16 protein-coding genes are annotated in these 21,263 nt (G+C 45.6%); 5 read left to right on the top strand and 11 right to left on the bottom strand.

The window, feature by feature from the left end; all coding sequences use genetic code 11:
• Positions 1 to 5: 5 nt before the first annotated feature.
• Positions 6 to 737 (bottom strand): hypothetical protein, encoded by a 732-nt coding sequence (locus J2T16_RS26360; protein ID WP_221789289.1) that lies wholly within the window; start codon positions 735 to 737, stop codon positions 6 to 8.
• 692 nt (positions 738 to 1,429) lie between these two features.
• On the bottom strand, positions 1,430 to 3,748 hold the full coding sequence (locus J2T16_RS26355) for a beta-L-arabinofuranosidase domain-containing protein (protein WP_499019730.1): 2,319 nt from the start codon (positions 3,746 to 3,748) through the stop codon (positions 1,430 to 1,432).
• 212 nt (positions 3,749 to 3,960) lie between these two features.
• Here J2T16_RS26355 and J2T16_RS26350 point away from each other — a divergent pair, with 212 nt between their 5' ends.
• Both J2T16_RS26350 and J2T16_RS26345 read left to right on the top strand, forming a co-directional pair.
• Positions 3,961 to 4,728 carry a helix-turn-helix transcriptional regulator gene (locus tag J2T16_RS26350; protein ID WP_499019729.1) on the top strand — a complete coding sequence of 256 codons (768 nt, stop codon included), beginning with the start codon at positions 3,961 to 3,963 and terminating at the stop codon, positions 4,726 to 4,728.
• Positions 4,729 to 4,851: 123 nt separating this feature from the next.
• Positions 4,852 to 5,367: a GNAT family N-acetyltransferase gene (locus J2T16_RS26345; protein ID WP_154960217.1), complete on the top strand. Its 516-nt coding sequence runs from the start codon at positions 4,852 to 4,854 to the stop codon at positions 5,365 to 5,367.
• 217 nt (positions 5,368 to 5,584) lie between these two features.
• Here the strand turns inward: J2T16_RS26345 and J2T16_RS26340 are convergent, their stop codons facing one another.
• Positions 5,585 to 6,628 carry a 2,3-butanediol dehydrogenase gene (locus J2T16_RS26340; RefSeq protein ID WP_221789294.1) on the bottom strand — a complete coding sequence of 348 codons (1,044 nt, stop codon included), beginning with the start codon at positions 6,626 to 6,628 and terminating at the stop codon, positions 5,585 to 5,587.
• Positions 6,629 to 6,769: 141 nt separating this feature from the next.
• Between J2T16_RS26340 and J2T16_RS26335 the strand changes: the two genes are divergently transcribed.
• The gene (locus tag J2T16_RS26335) at positions 6,770 to 7,675 is read left to right on the top strand and encodes a LysR family transcriptional regulator (protein ID WP_221789295.1); all 906 of its coding nucleotides are present in this window, start codon (positions 6,770 to 6,772) and stop codon (positions 7,673 to 7,675) included.
• 105 nt (positions 7,676 to 7,780) lie between these two features.
• Here the strand turns inward: J2T16_RS26335 and J2T16_RS26330 are convergent, their stop codons facing one another.
• The 3 genes from J2T16_RS26330 to J2T16_RS26320 form a co-directional block, all read right to left on the bottom strand.
• On the bottom strand, positions 7,781 to 9,535 hold the full coding sequence (locus tag J2T16_RS26330; protein ID WP_499019726.1) for a methyl-accepting chemotaxis protein: 1,755 nt from the start codon (positions 9,533 to 9,535) through the stop codon (positions 7,781 to 7,783).
• Positions 9,536 to 9,804: 269 nt separating this feature from the next.
• The gene (locus J2T16_RS26325; RefSeq protein WP_221789298.1) at positions 9,805 to 10,071 is read right to left on the bottom strand and encodes a hypothetical protein; all 267 of its coding nucleotides are present in this window, start codon (positions 10,069 to 10,071) and stop codon (positions 9,805 to 9,807) included.
• A 17-nt stretch (positions 10,072 to 10,088) separates the two neighbouring features.
• Positions 10,089 to 11,354, bottom strand: coding sequence for a WXG100 family type VII secretion target (locus tag J2T16_RS26320; RefSeq protein ID WP_221789299.1), 1,266 nt, complete (start codon positions 11,352 to 11,354; stop codon positions 10,089 to 10,091).
• A gap of 323 nt (positions 11,355 to 11,677) precedes the next feature.
• Between J2T16_RS26320 and J2T16_RS26315 the strand changes: the two genes are divergently transcribed.
• Entirely contained in the window at positions 11,678 to 12,292 is a 615-nt protein-coding gene (locus J2T16_RS26315; protein ID WP_221789301.1) for a TetR/AcrR family transcriptional regulator, read from the top strand.
• A gap of 16 nt (positions 12,293 to 12,308) precedes the next feature.
• Positions 12,309 to 13,289, top strand: a complete 981-nt coding sequence (locus tag J2T16_RS26310; RefSeq protein WP_499019721.1) for an alpha/beta hydrolase — start codon at positions 12,309 to 12,311, stop codon at positions 13,287 to 13,289.
• A gap of 133 nt (positions 13,290 to 13,422) precedes the next feature.
• Here the strand turns inward: J2T16_RS26310 and J2T16_RS26305 are convergent, their stop codons facing one another.
• From J2T16_RS26305 to J2T16_RS26285, 5 genes are all read right to left on the bottom strand, one after another.
• Entirely contained in the window at positions 13,423 to 14,781 is a 1,359-nt protein-coding gene (locus J2T16_RS26305) for an amino acid permease (protein WP_260510949.1), read from the bottom strand.
• 623 nt (positions 14,782 to 15,404) lie between these two features.
• On the bottom strand, positions 15,405 to 15,863 hold the full coding sequence (locus tag J2T16_RS26300) for a GNAT family N-acetyltransferase (RefSeq protein ID WP_499019719.1): 459 nt from the start codon (positions 15,861 to 15,863) through the stop codon (positions 15,405 to 15,407).
• Between the two features lie 137 nt (positions 15,864 to 16,000).
• On the bottom strand, positions 16,001 to 17,389 hold the full coding sequence (locus J2T16_RS26295) for a DUF1963 domain-containing protein (RefSeq protein ID WP_499019717.1): 1,389 nt from the start codon (positions 17,387 to 17,389) through the stop codon (positions 16,001 to 16,003).
• Between the two features lie 20 nt (positions 17,390 to 17,409).
• Positions 17,410 to 18,591, bottom strand: a complete 1,182-nt coding sequence (locus J2T16_RS26290; RefSeq protein ID WP_499019715.1) for an alanyl-tRNA editing protein — start codon at positions 18,589 to 18,591, stop codon at positions 17,410 to 17,412.
• Between the two features lie 380 nt (positions 18,592 to 18,971).
• Positions 18,972 to 21,119 carry an alpha/beta hydrolase family protein gene (locus J2T16_RS26285; RefSeq protein WP_499019712.1) on the bottom strand — a complete coding sequence of 716 codons (2,148 nt, stop codon included), beginning with the start codon at positions 21,117 to 21,119 and terminating at the stop codon, positions 18,972 to 18,974.
• Positions 21,120 to 21,263: the final 144 nt, after the last annotated feature.

Here is a 21,263-nt window from a genome sequence, read left to right as displayed (position 1 = left end):
ACCCCTCACTGTCTATATAATTTGGTGTGCTTGATTAACTGATCAATCTCCTGCATACAAGGCATCTGCTCAATATCTCCAGCTTCAACACTGTCCAGGCGCGATATCTCCAGCAACAGCTGATCCAGCTTCAATAAAATCTCTTCATTCGTGTGAAGTGAATCCTTCACGTAGGTCAGGTAATCGTTGTACACTTTCGTTTTCTCCTGAAAAATCCTCTGCGGGATCGCAGGCGATTTGGCTTTCATCATGCTGGCATAATCGGCTTCATCGAAGACGTTCAGTCGATTCAGTATGCTGCGAATGTTCAGATATAACAGCTTCTCTACCTCTTCCGTGACCGAAGCGAATTTCTTAAAACTCAGCTCGCCGGGGTCAAAACGTTGATGAAGCACATTCATCAATGTCTCTTTCTTTTTTTTCATCCGGTTCAGTTGGGACAGCCCCAGCGTAATATCTTCTTCAAGGATTTTGATGCGTCTGTAAAAAGATAAAGCTTCTACATAATCTTCATGGGTTTCGATCTGTCTCACGGGTAAAACCACCGGCTGTTTGAACAATACATTGTAACTGCCATAGAAAAGTGCAAGTACGCTTCCGAAGAGTAGCGTCACGGAAAGTGCGGTCTGGAACGCATTCTCTCCGAATCCAAGTCCAGCAAAACCCGGGGAGAAGGCCAGAACATTCACGGCCACGATGCCGATGATGAGCCCAAACAATTGTATGTACCTGGTCATGGTCGATCCTAAGGCCTCCTTTCATGTTAGATATTAGGATTAAATGTCGTATATTCCCTGTCTCTCATCTTCTTATTGTACATGATGTGAACGCTCTCAGGTGGATAGGATTGGAAAATGGAAGGGATATTTACGTTAATATTAGAGCGCTATAAAGTAGATGTTTGACTTGTAGTTTGAGTGATTGTCCAGTGGATTTGAAAGATCTTTAAATGATTCTTGCCAGATATTTAAAAGAGAACTCGCGCTGGTATTGGTACTGTACTCCATAAGCTATGATGTCGGAGCAGTATTCTTCATAGTAATATACGTGGATAGAGCTTATCCCATTATCCTTTTCACGGACAAAACAGAACGAGCTTCACAACTTGCTGTTTAGAAGAACTGCTGGACAACCAGGAACTACGGAGGCGCGTTAGTGGTAAATGAAATGTTATCCGGTAATACGTGGAAAATCAGGTTACGTGTCATTTTTTATATAGACTTGTCTTAGCGGGCTGGAGTAGGATGCGCTGCGAGAAAAAGATTTCTTGAGGGAATTGCACGCCAAAAAGACGAAACGGCGAATACTCCCATTTCGTCTTGTGTACGTTATTGTTCGTCACATCTGAATCCACCTACTCACTACCCATCAGGCTAACGATCACAGATGACGCTATTTGGTGTACAGATGATTTGTTGTTACTGGACGCTCACACTAAAGAATTCGGTCTGCTACGTGTTGTACGAACCTCTGTCACTTTTCCCGCACAGCCCTTGTCCCCGATTGCCTGGAATGTTATGGTCACGCTCTCCTTGCCTCTGGTGACCTCTTCCGGAATCTCATAGCTGACACGGAATACCTCTCCGATCTTGTTCATATGAATGCGTTGTTCCCCGACAACTGTACCATCCACCAAAATGTTAAACTGCCGCTCATATCGAATTCCCTCTCGGTCAAAATGCAAATAATCCCCGCCCCAGTAGGCTACGCACAAATAGTTTATAGCACCCGAGTCTACAGCCAAGTGGTAGCCGAATGCTGCTTCGTTTACTCCGTAAGCCTCACGCCACATATACAGCCTGTTGCGTCCGTCTGTACCGGAGCCATTATATTGCTCCCCGCGGCAGTTGCTCTCCAATTGATGCCCGATCTCATCCTGCTGACCATCCGGCTGCACGCTATCGATGGTGATATCGTTCAACGCTTTCTCCAGCGCATCCCCTTCATCATTCAACGCCCAATACACCGTATAGAACTCATGATGCACCTCATAGAACGGAATTAGTTTCACCGCTTCAACCGTAGATGTCACTTCCTCACTAAGCTCAAATGTAAGCGTCTCTTTATCGACAACCTTGATCCACTTGCTCACATCCTCTTCTTCCGTTTGGATAATGGGTACGGGAGCTGTTTTTGGATTCAGTGCAGTTTCGTCGATAATGGTATCCTCGGGAAGTCCTTCACTGCCAAGCGCACCAGCTAACACAATCGGGCCATACTGGAATGCTACCTTGTGGGCATCATCCCGTGCTGTATATTTACGCAGTGCCATCGGTAGCGTAATAGTAATCGTATCGCCCGCTGACCAAGTGCGATCGATGGACAGATAGCCGGGTTCCAGACGTGTATACGACTGAGCCGAATCCCCGCCTACAGTTGCCGTCATCGGCTCCTGGAGCCAGGACGGCACGCGTAGTCTTAGACAAGCCGAGGCGCTGCCTTCGGTGATTGTCAGGGTTGCTTTTTCCGAATAGGGGAAGTCCGTTTCCAGCTTTAAGTTCAGTCCCTGTGATGCCCACTCCAGCTCGGAAGCGATGTAGAGGTTCACATACAAGTCTTGTTCATCCTCATAATAGATAGCTTCTGCATACTTTCCCGGGTTCTCCATGCCTGATCCGGTACAGCACCACCAAGCCGTATCATGTGTGCCGTAGATTTTGTAATGCCCTTGCAGGGTGGAGGCAAAATAGGTTTTGTTGCCCGTATCCGGGTCTTGCGTGCCAAGGATATGGTTATAGACTGCATTCTCATAATAGTCCATGTAGGCACTGTCCCGGTTCCAGGCAAACAGCTGCTTGGTCAGATGCATCATGTTGTGCGTACAGCAACTCTCCCCGGTTTTGATGCCAAGGCTCTCCATGCCCTTTGCTTCATAATGCTCGGATATGCTCGTCGCGCCAAAGACATAAGAACGATGCTTCACGGTTGTATCCCAGAAAAATTGTGCCGCTGTCCGGTACGATGTCCGTGCAGGGTCTTGATTGTATATTTCGGCTGCGCCAATAACTTTCGGAATCTGGGTGTTGGCATGCCTTCCTTGCAACTCATCCCGCTCCTGCTCCAGCGGTTCCAGAATGAGTTGGTGCGTGAATTGACGGGCAGCCCTCAGATAGGCTGAGTTTCCTGTAATCCCGTACAATTGGGCAAACACTTCGTTCATCCCGCCATGCTCAGACATCAGCATCGTCTGGATCTGCTCCTCGGTCATGGCACTCAGTCCCGTCACTGCCCAATCCGCAAAACGTGCAACCACCTCAAGCGCCTGCTCATTGCCCGTCATTTGATAGGCGTCAATCAGACCGCGATAGATTTTATGTACGCTGTACCACGGAACCCAATATTCGCCGATGTTAAATCCGCCAATGTTCTCCGCACGAAAAGCCATACGGAAAGCGTCCTCGGACAAACCTCCGATATATCCGCTGCCCGTCGTCTGTTGAATTGCCGCCAGTTCATTCACAGCATAATCGAGCGTTTGCTTTAAAGTAGAATTACCCGTCGCCTGATACGTCACCGCGAGAGCCGACATGTAATGTCCGAGGGAATGTCCGCTAATCGAGCGTGCCTCCCAGCCTGCATATCGTTCCTTGCGTGGTGTTAATCCGTGGGCTTCATAACATGGAGCCAGAAAGCGGTCAATCTCCAGTGATAACAAGTAACGTTCACCGATATGTTGTGACGTTTGAAATGGACCTTTCAGCAAGTTAACCTGTGAGGGGCCCAGAAATCCTTTTCTCGTATCGATCATGTGGCTCGCTCCTTTGGCATATGAAATAACTTCATATGGTTTCTTTTCTTTTAGTAGGGCTGTGTTTAGAGATAAAGGATAAAATCCGTGTTCCACTCCGGCTAGAACTTATCTCTGCCATCTAGCTTTCACCCTTGAATGTCCTCATATTATCAAATAAACTACAGTTACAGCAGACTCAGAATCCAAGAAAAGGTGGATAAATCCGTTCTATGTCAAAACCATTGGAGCACTATTTATGTGGAAAATTCATATCAGAGGGCAACTGGAGTCATATGCGTCGAAGCATGCCGGTTCATGAGATCATTTTGATGCTGGAAGGTGAGATGTATATTGCGGAGGAGGACAAACGATACGTTGTTCGTGCGGATGATCTTTTATTTTTAAAGGCGGGCCGAACGCATTATGGTTACCAGATTAGTGACGCACCTGTGAGCTTCTACTGGATACATTACGGTACAGCACCTGGCTTATTCTGTGACTTTCCAACTCTTTCAACCATTCAGATTCCTTCTATGGCAAATCAACTGTTCAAGCAGTTATTGCATGTATCTTCCTTCTCGTCCGAAGAGGCGGATGCTGCTGCGCTATTACTTCTCAAAGAAATGGAACGTAACCTGCGCTCAGACTATCGCCAGCATAACGCCGTGGTGGATCATATCTGTAAGTGGGTCGATATCCATCTGCATCTGAATATTACGGTGAGTGAGATTGCGGAGAATTTTAATTTCAACAAGGACTACATTTCCAAAATGGTGAAGCGGGAAAAGGGGATCGGACTCAAAACGTATATTCTCACCGAACGCATGCGCCGTGCCAAACGACTGTTGCTCAATACCAATGCCAGTGTGAAAGAGATTGCAGCCCAATGCGGCTTTCGTGATTACAAGCTGTTTCTGCGTACCTTCAAGCAACACGAGGCAAGTACGCCAACCGAATATCGCAATCATCTATACAGTACACAGCTGAATCGGTTGTAAAAAAGATATAGAAATGTTGAAATCGCTTATAGAAGATTCTAATATAGAGGATTGAATCCCTTGTGTTATAATGCAAGGAAATACTATTCCCCACTTTACTCATAAGAAAAGGAGAATTTAGATATGACGACGGCTGCCATTACGATTCATCCCGCTTCCCCAGCTGACCATGCTGAGATTGTTGACATTCTGGTTGCCAGTTACGCGGAATACCAGAGCTCGTTTGAGCAATCGGATCGTTGGGAAGCCTACCTGAAAGATATCCGCGAATCCGTGGACAATCCATACTTGACTGAATTATGGGTAGCCAAGATCGAAGATCGGATTGTCGGTACCGTTCAGTTATTTGAAACGGCACATAAAGCCTACCCGAATTTTGATCTGCCGATTGATTATCCATTTATTCGTCTACTCGGCGTTGATCCCGAGTGGAGAGGACATGGCATTGCGCGTGAGCTGCTTCAGCGGTGTGTGGATTCCACGAAGGAGCTGGGCAAAAATGCAGTTTATCTCTATACGGGTAGTCAGATGGTTAATGCCATCCGGTTATATGAACGTTTTGGCTTTATTGAAGATCCGGAGTTCAGTCCCGTGGAGGGCGGAGGGCAGGCAATCTGCTATCGTTACGAGATAAAATAAGATAAGATAGGGCCTTAACGGACAACATAGACGTGCGGATTTACAAGGTTTATTAAAAGTATTCTTGCATTCTGGAGAATATTATGTCTCTTTATACCATAAAACATAGGGCTATTCTCCTGCCATCTGTAGATGACAAGAGGAACAGCCCTCTCGTTTAAACCTGATATCTTAGCGTTACATGATTAGTTACATGATTATCATGTTGATCCCGAGCTTAACCACCAATCTCAATCAGAATCTTAGCATGACTCTTGTCGCTCATCAACAGCTCAAGTCCGTCCTGCACAACATCATGCAGCTTAATTTTCTTGGTGATTACCTGCTTCACATCGAGTGCGCCTTCAGCAATGAGTGAGATGACCTCAGGGAAGATATGTCGGTAGGCCAGTGTAGCTGTCAGATTCGCTTCTTTTACCAGCATGTCGAAAAAGTTTACGTGAAGTGGGTTCGGAATTGCGGCGATCACCACAACTTCCCCACCTTTTTTAATCACGGATACAGCACTGTCCATCGTCGGTTGAACTCCAGCCGCTTCATACGCAACATCGATTCCACCGGATTGCTGCGTAATGACCTGTGTTGCATCCACCTTACTGCTATTTACCGGAATTGCGCCAAGTTTAGCCGCCAGTTCCAGACGATCTTCGAATACATCGACAGCGTACACTTCAGATGCCCCAGCTGCTTTGGCTGACAAGATGGTCAGCAAACCAATCGGCCCAGCTCCGTATACAGCAACCTTATTTCCCACTTTCAGCTTACTGTGACGTACGGCATGAAAAGCAACAGCAGTCGGTTCAACAAGCGCCCCTTCTTCAAAGGATACTTGATCTGGAATCGGGTGTACCATATAAGCCTCGACTACTACATATTCGGCAAAACCGCCATCCCCGTTCAATCCGACAAAACCAAATTGAGTACACTGATTGTATCTACCTTGAATACAGTACTCACACGTTCCACAATGGTAGAGAGGTTCCACCACTACGCGATCGCCAATGTTGACACCGTTTACATGATCACCTAGAGCGCTTACCGTTCCTGCAAACTCATGTCCCAGTGTCAGTGGTGCTTTTTGTCCTGAAAGCGGATGATTCTCTCCCTCTTGAATACCTACACCATGATGATACGCGTGTAAGTCACTACCGCAGATTCCGGCATACTCGACTTTGATCTGCACCTGGCCAGACTTTGCAACCGGAACCTCACGATCTTCCACACGCACGTCTTTATGACCATACCATACTGCTGCCTTCATTCTGTACATCCCCTTTTATCTAAACTATTAATACAAGAATGTTCTGCTTGTCTATATATTATATCGCTATTCAACCATTATTCATATTTATAGATACTTATGTTAACATTACTTATACTAATGCTAACAAGGGATGATCGCATGAATCTGGAACAACTCGAATACGTTGTCGAAATCGCCAAAACGCAATCGTTCTCCGCCGCATCGGAGCATCTTCATGTCACGCAATCTGCGATCAGTCAATCGGTTCATCGCCTGGAAAAAGAGCTGGGGCTGGTTCTATTCGAGCGATCCAGACAAGGCACTCATCCCACGCCGGAGGGTAAACAATTTATCGCCAAAGCGCTGGACATTTTGCAGCGAATTGATGAATTGAAATCACTAAATGCAACGACATCTACATTGACCGGTGATCTTCATGTGGCTACTTTCCCGAGTGTTATGCCTTACTTGGTGCAGTCGGCAGCAGATATGAAACGAGATCATTCACAACTGAGATTATCGATTGAAGAGAAAGGTTCCATGGAGATCATTGAGGACATCCGCAATAATAAAACCCATCTGGGCTTTATCGCCATTTACGCGAAACAACTGCGCGAATTGGATGGGTTACATTTTACACCGATGTATTCGAGCAAGCTTGTTGTATGCACCCATCAACTGTCTGAACTGGCTAAGCACGCACGCGTGACTCCAGAGCAACTAAAAGACTATAATCTAGCGTTATATCGGGACGGTTTCATTGAAGATTTTCTGCAGGAGTTCACCTACGAATATGGGCCTTTATCCATCTTATTTAAGACCAATAATTCGGAGGCTATCAGCACCGTGTTAACCAATAATATTGCCGCGACTATTGGGCATGATTTTTCCTTTCACCAACACCCGCTTTGGAAAGAGGGGTTAATTAAGATGGTCGAAATTACCGAGATCCAGCAGCCCAAAATGCAGATCGGATTTGTTCAGACGGAATTCAGGGAGGCTGCGGCTGCGGCAGAACAATTTGCCCGGCGCTTCAAGCAAGCGATAGAACTCGGTCATCTATGATCTGCTGTTCATGTATATAGGTTATATGCCCCTAGCAAAAAAAAAGCGCTTCGCCATGTGGCGGAGCACTTTACTTATTTCCTCTAAATTTAGTTGCCGCTTCACTTACACCTTCACCTTTTTCACCGCTTCACTCATCTCATGCGTCTGCTGTTCCAGCATCGTAGACGTTTCGGCCACCTTACGGAACATCACCGATTGATCCTGCATCAAACGGTATATCTCATCCGAGTGATCCGACACGCCTGCGGAAATCTGTGAAATCGTGTTGACCGAAGCTGCCGCCTCTTCCGATCCGGCCGTAATTTCTTCAGCCGCAGCAGAGACCTCCTGTATACGCTGGGTAACTAGTTGGAACGCATCCACGACTTGTGAGAAGGCTTGCTCTGCTTCAGTTGTAAATACGACCCCCTGACCAATCTCCTGGGTAGTAACCCCCATTCGGGAACCTATCTGCTGTGACTCCTGTTCAATACGAAGTAATAAGTCCGAGATTCGTTCCATAGACGAACTGGAGGCTTCGGCAAGTTTCCTCACTTCTTCTGCCACAACCGCAAAACCCTTTCCATGCTCACCCGCATGTGCAGCCTCAATGGAGGCATTAAGCGCGAGCAGTTTGGTTTGACTTGCGAAGTCACGTACCGTATGCAGTGCACCACCAATTTCAGTAGAATAGTTGTTTAACACCTGCACCATCGTGGTAACCTCTCCAGATACTGCAGAGATGTTTTCCATCTGTTTCTTCATAATCGTCATGCGTTGCTGCCCCGATTCCGCCGTAGTCAGCGCCATTGTTGCCGCATCCGATACCACATTGGAGGATTCAGATATATCGTTAATGCCTTTTGCAATCTCTTCCATAGCATGCGCACTGTCACTTGCACTCTGCTTCTGTGTATGCGCACCTTGTCTTATTTCCTCAACGGCACGATCCACTGTTTTACTCATCGCGAGCATCTCTTCGGTACTCCGATTAAACTCTTTCGTGGATTCGGATAACAATTCGGTTGTTAAAGCTACTCCTCCAACCATGTCACTTACTATTTTATTTAAATTCCCAGACATATGTATCATCGCCTGATACGTTGTTCCGATCTCATCTCTGCTCTTCAAACGATAGGCTGTCAAAATGCGATTAGCTTCGGCAAGCTCACCTTGTGCCATCTTTTCCACACTTGATTTCAGCGGATGTAGAGGGCGCAGTCCTCTAACGATAAACCACATCACTATAGCAATACCTGCAAGAGTAGCGAGCAGTAGGATTACATACAACGGCAGACTTGATCTCAAAATATCGGTTTCGATACCTCCGATAACAGAAATCCCTGTATCGATACCAATTACACCCGCAAGAGTACCGTTGCTATTCAGAATTGGAGCGTAGGAAGAAATATAATTACCGTACTCTGGATTGTTAATGATCGGCGAACTTGCTGTTTCCCCTTGTAGCAACTTCTGCACCGCATCTGGAGGAATGTCCGTTACTTCGTTAATTGCTGAAGCTTTATCCGCATCCTTCATGCCATCCACCATGATCAGCGGCGTTCCTTTATCATCAATTTTAACGAAATACACATACATAGCACCAATACGCACTCGAAAATCATCCAATTCATCCCGAATACGAAGATACTCCTCATTTTCCTTGGGGTCCTTGGCAAAGTCCACATATGATGCTGTATCCAATTGCTTCACATAACTCTCGGCAATCTGAATATTGTAGCTTGTGATAGCCCCCTGCGCAGCAAGTTTCACATTAGCGATCTGCGTCAGCATACTTCCCGCAGCTATAATCGTAATGACCAGTGTAACAATAGCCGCAATGCGCACAACCAGACGTTTCCTGAAAAAACCGATCATTTGCTCCCTCTTCCTCCCCACGAACCCAAGCCTTTTTGACTAGGCCGTACCCAAAAAACATATGTTTGAAGCACTAAGTATGGGAAAATAGTATACGAATATGTCGAATTACGCAAGAAAATATTGGATTTACATAAAAACGTTATCATTTCCGTATTCGCTTTGGTATTAGGGACTTTAAAAAGAGTTATTTAACGAGGTTTTTAGAGGATTTCAGGCAAAGAAAAACTCCAACATGGTAGTTGGAGGCCTGTAGTTACTTGGAACGATTAAAAAACATATACTGTTGAACCTATTGGTATATCTGCAGGATTGATCGAGTTACCTAAACATATGCCCACCATTTTTTTATCATTTGGTGAGTTGGATATTTGAACCGAAACAACTCTCAGATTCAGCATTTCATGCTCAGAAATTTGCAACACAATATCGTCACCAATCTTCTCTATAGCTGTAAGGACAGGTTCATTTCCAACAATAACGGTTCCGTTTCCATTGGATTCAAAAACATCGCCAACCTCCATTAACTTTTCCATTCAAGACTCTCCTCCAATTATCTACTTTGTATAAATAGTTCATCCTTAACTTCTCTAATACGAAGTCCACTGTTTCTAAGTCTTGTAATTGCATCTCGCAGTAATGTCACTCTTTCAATTGATGTCAAATCAGGAGCAAATCTAGCCGCTCTAATACTAGCCTGAGCTTCATCTAGAGCAAAATTTCTGGAATATGTTGCAGGATCGACATCATAAAGTTTAAATGCTTTCCCATTTAAATATGCTTCATAGTGTCCCACAATCTCGTGAGCTAGAGTTGCCTTACCTGAGACACGGCTATTAGCACTTGTAGTTCCTATTCCAGGGGAAGCACCAGGTAAAACATCCGTATTTATATACAATCTGTCATACATCATACCTGTATTCCAATTATCCCTAAATACAATATTATCCTCAGGAAAATCCAATTTTTTTGCATAATCAACCAATTCTATTTTCTGCGCCTTAGTAAGTTCAATTTCATTCCTCAATCCATCTGAAGAAATTTGACGATGAACTTCCACCTTTTCCCCCGCCTCCATCGAACGATTAAGCGCACTAACATTGGTACCGCCTCCTGACGAGGTCAGTAAATTATGCGGTTTGATCATCTTAGCGGTGAGGCCACCGCCGACCATCATGCCTCCCATGCCCATCATATTGGCCCAATGTTCGCTGGACCAGGCATTCGTGGGGAATATCGCTTCACGGATTGTACCATGGATGCCAAATGTCAGCCAATTGGCTGTATCATTGGCAGAATTAAAGGCTTTATCCGCTCTATCCATGTAACCTTCCACCAGACCACTTGGGATACCAAACGTCCAATAGTCCAGAAATCCGCCGACACTGTCGTAACGCTTCTGGTAGCGGTCATCTGCAGCCTGCATAAAACCAGTACCCAGTTCTTTCAAACTATCCACCGATTTTTGAAAAGCATTACGATTGTCTACAGTGGGAGCCCGGCATTCATCCGGTGGAGGCGGCGCGCAATTGGCATCGTAGGATTGCGTAGTCTGCTGATCCGCCAGTCTGAATTTCTCCGCATGTCCTTCAAGCGTTTTGGCAATCGAGAGGGAGAGTGAACAGAAGTTGTCCATCACTCGTTGCGCCGCGATGAAATCAGCATAAAATCGTTCCTTGGTGCTCCCGTTCCACTGCCTTTCAATTTCGAACAGCTGTTGTTTCAAGATGTGATTCATCTGAGCAATCTGACTTTGGGCTGTGGCGAACTGTTTTGAAACGGACAATAGCTGTTCCGGGGTTACTTTAATCGTTGTCATGGTGTACCTCGTTATCGATATCGTTCTAATTATGTATTTCGTTGTTACACGAAGATTCTGTGTTTCATATATGCCAGTTCATCCACCAGCACATGGGATTCAGTATAACTGGATTGAAATTCTTTTCGTAGAGACTCCTGACTTAATCCTTTAGTTCCTATTACCCCCAGTACGCCCTATTTGTAACAGTCTTTGTGACCTAGATGCCCCCCCACTGAACCGATTCAAAACTTACTATTGTCATATAAGATAGATTCGGCTATATTATTAATTAATTGATCAGTTAATTAATTAATGTTCAGATAAAAGAAAGGAGAATTTTTGTGGCTAGAACAGTTAATGAAGAGAAACGGCTTGAGCGACGTAAGCGCATCTTGGAGGAAGCTGTCATCTTGTTTGCTGAAAATGGATATTCAAACACCACAACGGCTCTTATTGCTAAAAATATCGGTGTGACTTCTGGAACCATATTTCAGTATTTTCCAAACAAAGAAGCTTTGTTTCATGCAGCTGTCCTGGAACCGCTTGAAGATATCCAGAAGAAATCACTTGCTCTGCTGCAACAAAACGGAACGCCAGCCGAATTACTTAAAAATATGGTCAAAGACCAATTCGATCATATTTACTTCTACACCAATGAGTTACGACTTGTTCAGTCTGTATTGGGACAACGAATAAGGTTCCCGGAGCTTACTCAGAAGGTTCTGGATAGTATAAAAGTAATGACAGACAAGATTGAATCCGTTTATGCAGAAGGACAATCCATGAGAGAATTCAACCCAGGTTTCTCACCGGCCATGATCTCACGGAGCTACATCTCCTTCTTAAATGGAGTGGCGTTAACTCTCGGAGAAGATATTGTTCATCATCCGGAATGGGAAAACCTGAAGGCACACGCCTATTATTTGTTTGCCCCCGTGCAACACAGCAAGAACTAACACTGGAGGAAATAAAATGAATCAACAACAACCGTCGATCGAACTCGATTCGACATTTAAAGATCGCATTAAAAAACATAAGAAACTATTATGGAGCCTGGCGATTGCACTCGTACTTATCTTAAGTGTTGTGTTCTTCATATCTTATAAAGTCGTAGACATCCTCTTACACCATCCAAGAGATACGAATGTCAGCTATGAATTGAACATGGATAGAACGCCCTATGAGGTCGTTGAGTTCAAAAGTTTAAAAAGTGATAATACGATAAGAGGTACCTTCTTCCCGGCGAACATTTCTTCAGGCAAAGCAAGTAACAAAACGCTTATTGTCGTGCATGGATATACAAGTAATCGTCTCGTCAAGGGACGTACGCCAAAATTGGCAGAGCATTTTATCCCGAAAGGTTATAATATATTGGCCTTTGATCTCAGTGCACAAGGTAAATCCGATGGCGAGATGATCACACTCGGTCTGCGTGAGAAATATGACCTGCTTGCAGCTGTTGATTATTTGAAATCCAGAGGCGAGGCAGGCGAGCATATTGGGGTCATTGGCTTCTCTATGGGTGCTGCGACATCCCTGCTAGCTACAAGTGAAAGTGATGATATTGAGGCTGTCGTGGCGGATAGTCCGTTTCGTAATGCCGGTTTATTTTTAAGAGAGGGTCTGCCTGTATTCTCCGGTTTACCAGCATTCCCATTCGGTTATACCTCCACATGGATGGCTAATTGGGCCTTCGACGTTGATCTTGATTCTGTGTCGCCTATGGATTCAGTGAAGAAGATGCAGAATAAACCGGTTATGCTCATTCACGGTACTGGAGATCAACAGATCAGTTATACAAATTCAGAAAAGATCTTTGAGAACTTGAAGGATAACCCGAATGCAGAGGTATGGTATCCAGCAAATACCGAACACATTGATGCTATCAATCATTATCCAACGGAGTATTTTGCAAGAGTGGACCGTTTTATGGATAAGTATGTAGGAAAATAAATTAATCTGTTAAAGTCATCAGTACAATCAAACATCATCTTTTTCTAAGAAACAACATAGATATGCTTATCAAAAAAGGTACAGACATCTCAACAATGTGAGATCATCTGTACCTTGTTTTTACTTAGCCTCTTTAAGCTGATTTGTTATTCATCTTGCGGAATCGAATCAAAGACCAGATCGTCAGCAATGCAAGTACACCGAGACAGATGCTAATACTGAACCGGTTGCCTTCATCAAACACAAACATCAGAGCAATGACGCTCAGGATCAAGACAACCGCCCCGGTGATATAAGGGAATCCCCATACCTTGAATGTAGGCTGAACCGGATACTTTTTACGTAATTTCAGCTGAGAAGCAGCGATGCAGATCCAGACCAGAATCACGACAAATCCCGGAACAGCAAGTAACACTCTAAACAGCTGATCTTGGGCAAACAGTCCTAACAAGGAACCTGCCAGCAGAACAACGGTACACACCAGCAACGTATTAATCGGGCTACCGTTGCGGTTGGTTTTGGCGAGTGCTTTAGGCGCCTCCCCGCCGACGGCCATAGAATGCATCATGCGGGATGCCCCGTAGATACCCGAGTTCGCTGCGGACAGCACCGCCGTCACCAATATAAAGTTCATAATATGTGCAGCACCCGGCAGGCCAGTTGATGCCAGTACCTGTACAAACGGGCTGCTTTCCGGCCCAATCTCGTTCCAAGGAATCAGACCACAGATAATCAGAATCGGCAACGTGAAGAACAAAATGATTCTGAACATGAAATTGCCCACGATCTTGGGCATCACTTTCTCCGCATTTTCCGTTTCCGTCAAGGTCAGGCCGATCAGCTCCGATCCTCCATACGAGAACATAACCACAAGCAGTGCAGAGAAGATCGATGTCAATCCGTTCGGGAAGAACCCACCCGCCTGCGTGTAGTTTTGTAAATATGGTGTGTTGTCACTTGGAATAATACCAAAGATCAGCCCTGCCCCGAGCACGATAAAAATAATAATCATCGCAATTTTGATCCCGGCCAGCCAAAACTCAAACTCACCGAACACACCCACGCTGAGCAAATTCACCAATATAATAAATGCCGCACACGCCAAACTGAGCATCCATAGTGGTACGTCCGCGAACCAATATTGCAGGAAACTGCCCGCAGCAATAACCTCGATGACACATACCGATAACCACAAGAAACAGTACATCCATCCCATAATAAACGAAACTCGACTACCGAACGCTTCCTGTACAAAATCTTTCATATTTCTGTTCTTGTACACCGTAGCCATCTCTGCCATCGCAGCCATAACCACAAGCAACAACAGTCCGGCAAAAATGTACGTTACAATAACACCTGGGCCTGCAAGTCCAATCGTACCTGCACTGCCTTTAAAAATGCCTGTCCCAATAACACCACCCATCGCCATAAAGGTAATGTGTCTGGGTTTTAATTTTTTCTGTAATGATTCTTCCGTCTGAGTCTGAGCCAATTGAAATCCTCCTGAGGTACAAAAACGTCTGTAATCCTTGTCTATTTTTGAGCAATATAAAGTCCAGTATACCCTATCCATGATGAAACAGCCCACCCAATCTGTATGGCCAATTCATCCCAAACTTATGACATGCCTATGATTTATACCCTTTAAGTGTACAAAGTAATCGGTATGTTGCCCATGTTATCAAACTATACCCTATTCCATAAAGTAGCCATGCATCCAGATTGGCGGTAAACGTCCCCCAATCACTGGTGATATACAGCAAAGGCAGCAAAAGAGATATACCCAAAGCAATTGTCCTACTGCACCATTTCGAAGCATACCAGCACACACCCAGAATCACAGCCAATATGGGACACAATACGAATCCAACGAACAATGGGTTCATTCCTTCAAACCACCAGTAGAGCATTCTCCTGCACTCTCCATTCTTTGGTGCGTCACAGCGTTCAAACCCCGAATTTTAGTTTATCACTTTTTACGCTGTATGAACTGTATCAAATGTTTCATTTTTTCTTCAAATCCATAAACACTTCAACACATAAATAAACGTCAAAAACCAGCCTCCCTATACTAGAGAGACTGGCTGTTTCCGTTTAGATTCATCATCTATAAGGTTATCCAATAACTTTGGTCATAAATGTACTATTCGGGTCTAAAATATAGTCCGCAAACGGCTCGCAATATGCAAAACCAAAGTCTTCATACAGCTTGCGTGCCGGGATAAAAGAATCCATTGAGCCTGTCTCCAGACTGATACGCTGATATCCGCGAGTTGTCGCCTCTGCAATGATGTGCATCAAAATGTGGCGGGCTACCCCTTTACGCAAGTGGGCGGCAGCCGTACGCATCGATTTCAGTTCAGCATGCTCCGCGTTCAGTTCCTTGATCGCCCCGCAACCGAGCAGTTCCTCTCCGTCCCATGCACACCAGAACGTAATCTCGGGTTTCTTCAGTCCATCCAGATTCAGTGCATGTATACTTTCCGGCGGCGAATCCGCTGCCATGCCCATCAAATGTTCCGCGATTAGCGCTTTTACCTGATCTCCATTCAAATCATCCACTCTTATTTCCATCGTTCCCACTCCTGCCAACATTTTGTAATTTATCTCTCTCCACGAAGCTGATCAATGATTATATATTACAACGATGTCAGGTTTTATGACAACAGTCACTTCATGCTGAAAAACGATAAGAAAGTGGGTGGATTATATTATGATTGCTGATACGATACTGCTGTCATCTGGCATGGCTCACACGCAAACATGTAATACACACCTTCCCCATTCTCCTGAATCATCTCACCGTCCAACTGTCCGATAGCTTTCATCGTAGCAGAGCAGGCTGGACATATTGGATAATCTGCATCTTGCACCCAGCCGGGGTGACCCCCAACCTGTGATATAGAAGGTTCCATTGCCCACTCACTGCCATGATAAGGCTGACGTGGTTCCGACGCGATACGGAACCAACGTCGCTGTACCTGCTCCTGCGCCCCTCCTGACCATTCTCCCTCGCCAGCAAGGCTACCTACATCTAAGCTACTCGAGCTAACTCCCGAAACATCTACGCTCATCTCTTCTACATCAATTTCATCAAATCCGTCGGGCTTCACATTATACTTGCTCCAGATCGGATTCCCTTCTGCATCCATTTCCATGTACACCACGCTGTAACTGCTGCATACCAAGCAAGTCTGCACATCAAGTTGTGGAGAGTTCCAGTGAACAGACCGAAGCGATGGATGTTTCACATGTAAATTCATTAAGCTGATAAATGAACTACCACACCATGGACAAAGCTTGGAGCTTGGCACAAGTAAAGAAATCGGAGAACCATTCAGGTTCTCACTCTCGCCTGCCTCTACATCACTGTGTTCTGCTTCATACAATGAATAACTCGGGGTGATGAACAATTCTCTGCGTTGACCTTCTTCGGTTAACTCCCAACCCGCCTGCAACGTGTAACGCTCAGGTGCGATATACAGCTCGCTGACCCACAGGGGCGGAGCCTCCCTCCACTGCAAGAACTGTTGTACAACCACTTCGTCACCGATATAAGCCAGCATGATCAGAAAGTGGTTACGATTCTCCCCATCGTTGTTCACCTGCTGAATCAGATGATCTCGCGTCTCGCCAGAGGCGCTTTTGAATAAAACTGCTGGATAAACGATATCCCGCTCCAAAAGTTCAGGAATTTCCGACGTCAAGGGCAGATCATGATAACAAACAAGATACAGCAAAATATCCTTACCGCCGTCCTCATCATCTGAGCGGATCAACTCCATTGCGTAACGCTTCATCTCATGTTGCTGCTCTGCTGTAAGGGACAGATACACTTGTTCCATGGAGTACCTATACGGTACATATCGAATAAGTTCGTTATATGTCCGAGGTTCATGCATGATTTTCAGAATCTGCACCGCATCCGTAATGCCCTCATACAGATTGACATCGCGCCGATTCGCCTCAATATAACGCTGGTGTGCCTCCCGTTCCATCTCCTGTTTACAAGGCATACAATACCCACCTGTTTTAGCTGCTGTTGCTGGTAAAACCATATGGTCGCATCCTTCGCGTACACATGGAATACGTTCAGTCATGCTTCCGCCTCCTTCAACCTTTAGGAATGGTGTCCAAGCTGCTCCTTGGTGAATTCGTAAAACGCAAGCGCATCCTCACTGCTCGCAAATCCTGCCTGAGCTATTTTCTCGCTGCCGCCACCTTTGCCTTGGTAAGCCCCGAGATTTCCTTTGAAAAACGGCCCGCACGCCCATTCTGGCGGCTGTCCATTCTGTGCCAGCACAACCTTCGCTTCCGAGATGCTGGCAAACAGCACCAAACCTTCATGCTCTTCCGTAAGTTTGGTAGCCAGGCTTTGCATGTCCTTGAGTGATTTGTCCTCGAAAATCTGGGCAATAACCAGCCCTTCACGTGCCGCAAGCAGTTCCTCTGCATAGTAAGCGTCGTTGGTGGATTTTACAGCATTCAGCTCGCTTTGCAGCTGTTTCTGCTCCTGTTCCATTTTCTCAATACGCTCCAGAAGCTCGTCCCGACTTGTCTTTAATTTGGTCGTAATGCCGTTCAGCACCTGCTGAATTGCCGCGAATTCGTTCAAAGCTCTCGTACCGCATTTAAAATAAATTCGTGTGTTACTCTTGATCTTCTCCGTTTTCAACAACTTAATGATGCCAATTTCGCCTGTTGCCGCCACATGTGTACCACCGCAAGCATTGTATTCCACACCCTCAATCTCCACGATGCGAATGTCCTCCGTCACCGTTGGTTGCTTCACTAAAGGCAGTCGCGCCGCCTCTTCCGCGGTAACCCAAGATGAGCGAACCGGAGCATTACGAACAATCTGCCGATTCACCTCTTGCTCGACTTCAGCCAGTTGTTCCGGGTCAAGAGTCTCTGTAGCTACATCAATCGTTGCATAGTCCGTACCCAGGTGAAAACTGAGTGTCATCGCATCCGTCAGTTTTAGTGTAATTGCCGATAACAAATGCTGGCCCGTATGTTGCTGCATGTGGTCAAATCTTCGCTCCCAATCCAGTTCACAGTGCACTTCATCCTGCTCCGGGAAACGTTCCAGCTTATGCCACACTTCACCGTCTTCCAAGTTCACATCCATAACCGCAATGCCGCCAATCCGTCCCAGATCACACGGTTGCCCGCCTCCATGCGGATAAAATGCCGTCTCGGCGAGCGTAACGTATACGCCATCTTCTTTTGTCACTTGATTGGTAATATGTGTATGCCACTCGCGCGTGTACGCAGCGTCATAGTAAATTTTTTGAGTCATTGAATGGATTCGTTCCCTTCTCGTTCAAGTAAGTTACATCTACTCTCAGATTACACTATTTCCCATAGCTAAAGCCAATTTCGGTTAACTCTAATCACTTGTAGTATCACAAAAAAGACCGCTCTGTAAGCCAAGCCTACAGAGCGGTCTATATTCTATCCAACGTTTAATTTGAAAACGTTGGATATGGGAGTTCCTATCGATTACACCGGAACGGAGATGACAGACTAATGCCGGAGAAGCGGAGCGTTCGCCTTTATAACCCGATTTTCCCCTAAGGAAAAACTTCAATAAAATCGGGGGATAACAGCGATCGAAAGCATAGTCAGTCATCGGAGTGGTCAAGTGTAATCTAAGGCCACGCCATATCTTTTTTCACATTAAACCAAGTTCCAGAAGAGAACGGTATTCGCCACGGTCACCATCGTAAACAGCAACGTATTCACAAATGCCGCGAGCCATACATTGTTCGTTTTCTCAAACAATTTGCGTGCGTATACGGCAGCGATGATCAGACATGGCACCAGCGCGAACAACAGAATGCCGTTCAGTGCTTGAGTTGGATACAGCGCCACACCTGTCATAAAGTCTTTGCCATACTGTGCCAGCATCCACAATACCAATCCGCCAACATTCAGTACAATCGCAAGGAACATACCACCGCGTTTGCCGCGCGTATTGGCGTTCAGTGCAACGGCACTCACAAAGTAATAGATCAGGAACAGTGGTGCATAACGCAGTGCAGTCACGAAATGTGCCTGTTCAAACGTACGTACCGCAAATGTCCAGATCCGGAAGTCCGTTCCGAAGATCGCCTGTACCGCGAACAGTAGTGCATAGCCGATTACAATAGCCAGTACAGCTGTTACAAGGCTGGCAATGATGGTGCCGATATTCAAGCTAATTCCGTAATCACTGAAACGAGTGCCTGCATCCTTTTTGGAGAAATAGTGGAATGCAAAGGTCACCAGAATCATAATCAACGCCGATACCAACGCCCAGTATACGATCTGGTTCGTCGTTGGTTCATTGAAGTATGTGCCTGTAACGACAATTTTGCTCGCATAGTTAAACACAACCCACATGACCAGAGATACAATGGCCAGCAGCACGCTGCCTACGCCGATATTTTTCATCCGGCGGCTTGCCGCATAATCATTCTTTTTGCTTCCAGCCAAGATAAATCCAATGACTGCACCAAGCACACTTACGATCAACAAGATCAGAACAATGACACGCAATACATTCAATCCGTCTGCTGATTTATCCATTAGCGTTGGGAAAAGAATGGCCGGGATCAGCGTGCTGAACGCAATCGCGAGCCAGTAGATCGTTTTTTGCTTGCCACTTACGGCAGCGGAAACTGTTGCGATCTCGTTGCTAACCGCTTTACGCAGCAATGGCAGTCTGAGTAACAACGTAATCAAAGGCACGATCATCAGGAAGAAACCGATCAAGGCTACAAAGTTAAAAGCTTCCTTCGCCCACCAGATCTGATTTCCCGATCCCAGATTCACATTGGTCTGGTTCGGTGACGTTACCCCATTGAAAGCATGCGCGTAAAAGTCGATCAGATGTCCCGTCGTTGTTGGCGAGAAATGGTTCCACGGGTGAGTCTGATTCGGTGTGAACATGATGTGTTCGCCCGTTTGCGAAGGCCGAACCACTTTGCCATCAACCATCAAGTCACCGGAATTAACTTCCGTGAATTTGTCCGTTTCCGCTCTAGGTGCATCTGCCGCGAGTCCGAGGAATGCTTTACCCGAGATGGTTGCGGCAAAATCCTTACGCATTACAGTACCTTTGATTTCTTTTTCAGCGGCTGTCTTCTCTTCGTCGGATTTATTGAAGAAAAACTCGTCATACTTACCCGCAATCATACCCACTGTACGGCTACCAAAAGCAGCTTGCAGCTGATCCTGCGGAGCTACGGCAGCAGCATACGAATAATCTGCGCCTACAGAAATCCCTGTATAGATCATGCGGTGTCCTGTTTGCAATGAAGTCATCTCGTCCATGTACATGGAGAGCAATGTCGAGAATCCGCCCATGGAGTGACCGCTCACAGCAACATATGCGTTACCTTTATCATCTTTTTTGGTGAAATCCTGATCATAGATATATTTAGCCGCATCGAATTGAGAATAAATCCAGAACGTGCCGAACATATCTTTCACCGGAATAGGTGCACTCCAGCGGGAATCCCCATGATCATACATATCGAGTGCGAGCACGATGTAACCACGTCTCGACATCTCAATGGCAGGTGCATCCTGCATTTCTTTTGTGTTCAAATAACCATGCGTTGTAATGATAACCGGTCTTTTGTCATCAGCACCCGCACCTTTTGGCATGTACAGCAGACCCGATAACGTTCCGTGATCGGCCTGGAATTTGATCTCTTTAACCTTGACGGAATAGAAGGATGTGTTGAACATGCCGGCAAACAAGCTGCCGAAAATAACCAGAACGAGTGATAAAACCAGCAACCCCTGCGGTTTTTTCAAGAATGATGTGACTGTTCTCATTGGTTGGCTCCTTTAAGTAATATAAAATGCGATATAACTTGAACTCCATATATTTACACATGCACTTCGATGACAGAATAACCTTCCGATCGCTGTTATCCCCAGATTTTTTGATTCCCTTCTAAAAAGGGAAAATCCGGTGAT

Origin of the sequence: Paenibacillus intestini, from assembly GCF_030803945.1 — a bacterium.
Taxonomy (GTDB): domain Bacteria; phylum Bacillota; class Bacilli; order Paenibacillales; family Paenibacillaceae; genus Paenibacillus; species Paenibacillus polysaccharolyticus.
Note: the sequence above shows the minus strand (reverse complement) of the source record. Positions and strands in the feature narration are given on the sequence as shown.

Excerpts from the sequence above, each read along its gene's own strand:
- J2T16_RS26360 (WP_221789289.1), bottom strand. The coding sequence starts at position 737 with ATGACCAGGTACATACAATTGTTTGGGCTCATCATCGGCATCGTGGCC.
- J2T16_RS26355 (WP_499019730.1), bottom strand. The coding sequence starts at position 3,748 with ATGATCGATACGAGAAAAGGATTTCTGGGCCCCTCACAGGTTAACTTG.
- J2T16_RS26350 (WP_499019729.1), top strand. The coding sequence starts at position 3,961 with ATGTCAAAACCATTGGAGCACTATTTATGTGGAAAATTCATATCAGAG.
- J2T16_RS26345 (WP_154960217.1), top strand. The coding sequence starts at position 4,852 with ATGACGACGGCTGCCATTACGATTCATCCCGCTTCCCCAGCTGACCAT.
- J2T16_RS26340 (WP_221789294.1), bottom strand. The coding sequence starts at position 6,628 with ATGAAGGCAGCAGTATGGTATGGTCATAAAGACGTGCGTGTGGAAGAT.
- J2T16_RS26335 (WP_221789295.1), top strand. The coding sequence starts at position 6,770 with ATGAATCTGGAACAACTCGAATACGTTGTCGAAATCGCCAAAACGCAA.
- J2T16_RS26330 (WP_499019726.1), bottom strand. The coding sequence starts at position 9,535 with ATGATCGGTTTTTTCAGGAAACGTCTGGTTGTGCGCATTGCGGCTATT.
- J2T16_RS26325 (WP_221789298.1), bottom strand. The coding sequence starts at position 10,071 with ATGGAAAAGTTAATGGAGGTTGGCGATGTTTTTGAATCCAATGGAAAC.
- J2T16_RS26320 (WP_221789299.1), bottom strand. The coding sequence starts at position 11,354 with ATGACAACGATTAAAGTAACCCCGGAACAGCTATTGTCCGTTTCAAAA.
- J2T16_RS26310 (WP_499019721.1), top strand. The coding sequence starts at position 12,309 with ATGAATCAACAACAACCGTCGATCGAACTCGATTCGACATTTAAAGAT.
- J2T16_RS26300 (WP_499019719.1), bottom strand. The coding sequence starts at position 15,863 with ATGGAAATAAGAGTGGATGATTTGAATGGAGATCAGGTAAAAGCGCTA.
- J2T16_RS26295 (WP_499019717.1), bottom strand. The coding sequence starts at position 17,389 with ATGACTGAACGTATTCCATGTGTACGCGAAGGATGCGACCATATGGTT.
- J2T16_RS26290 (WP_499019715.1), bottom strand. The coding sequence starts at position 18,591 with ATGACTCAAAAAATTTACTATGACGCTGCGTACACGCGCGAGTGGCAT.
- J2T16_RS26285 (WP_499019712.1), bottom strand. The coding sequence starts at position 21,119 with ATGAGAACAGTCACATCATTCTTGAAAAAACCGCAGGGGTTGCTGGTT.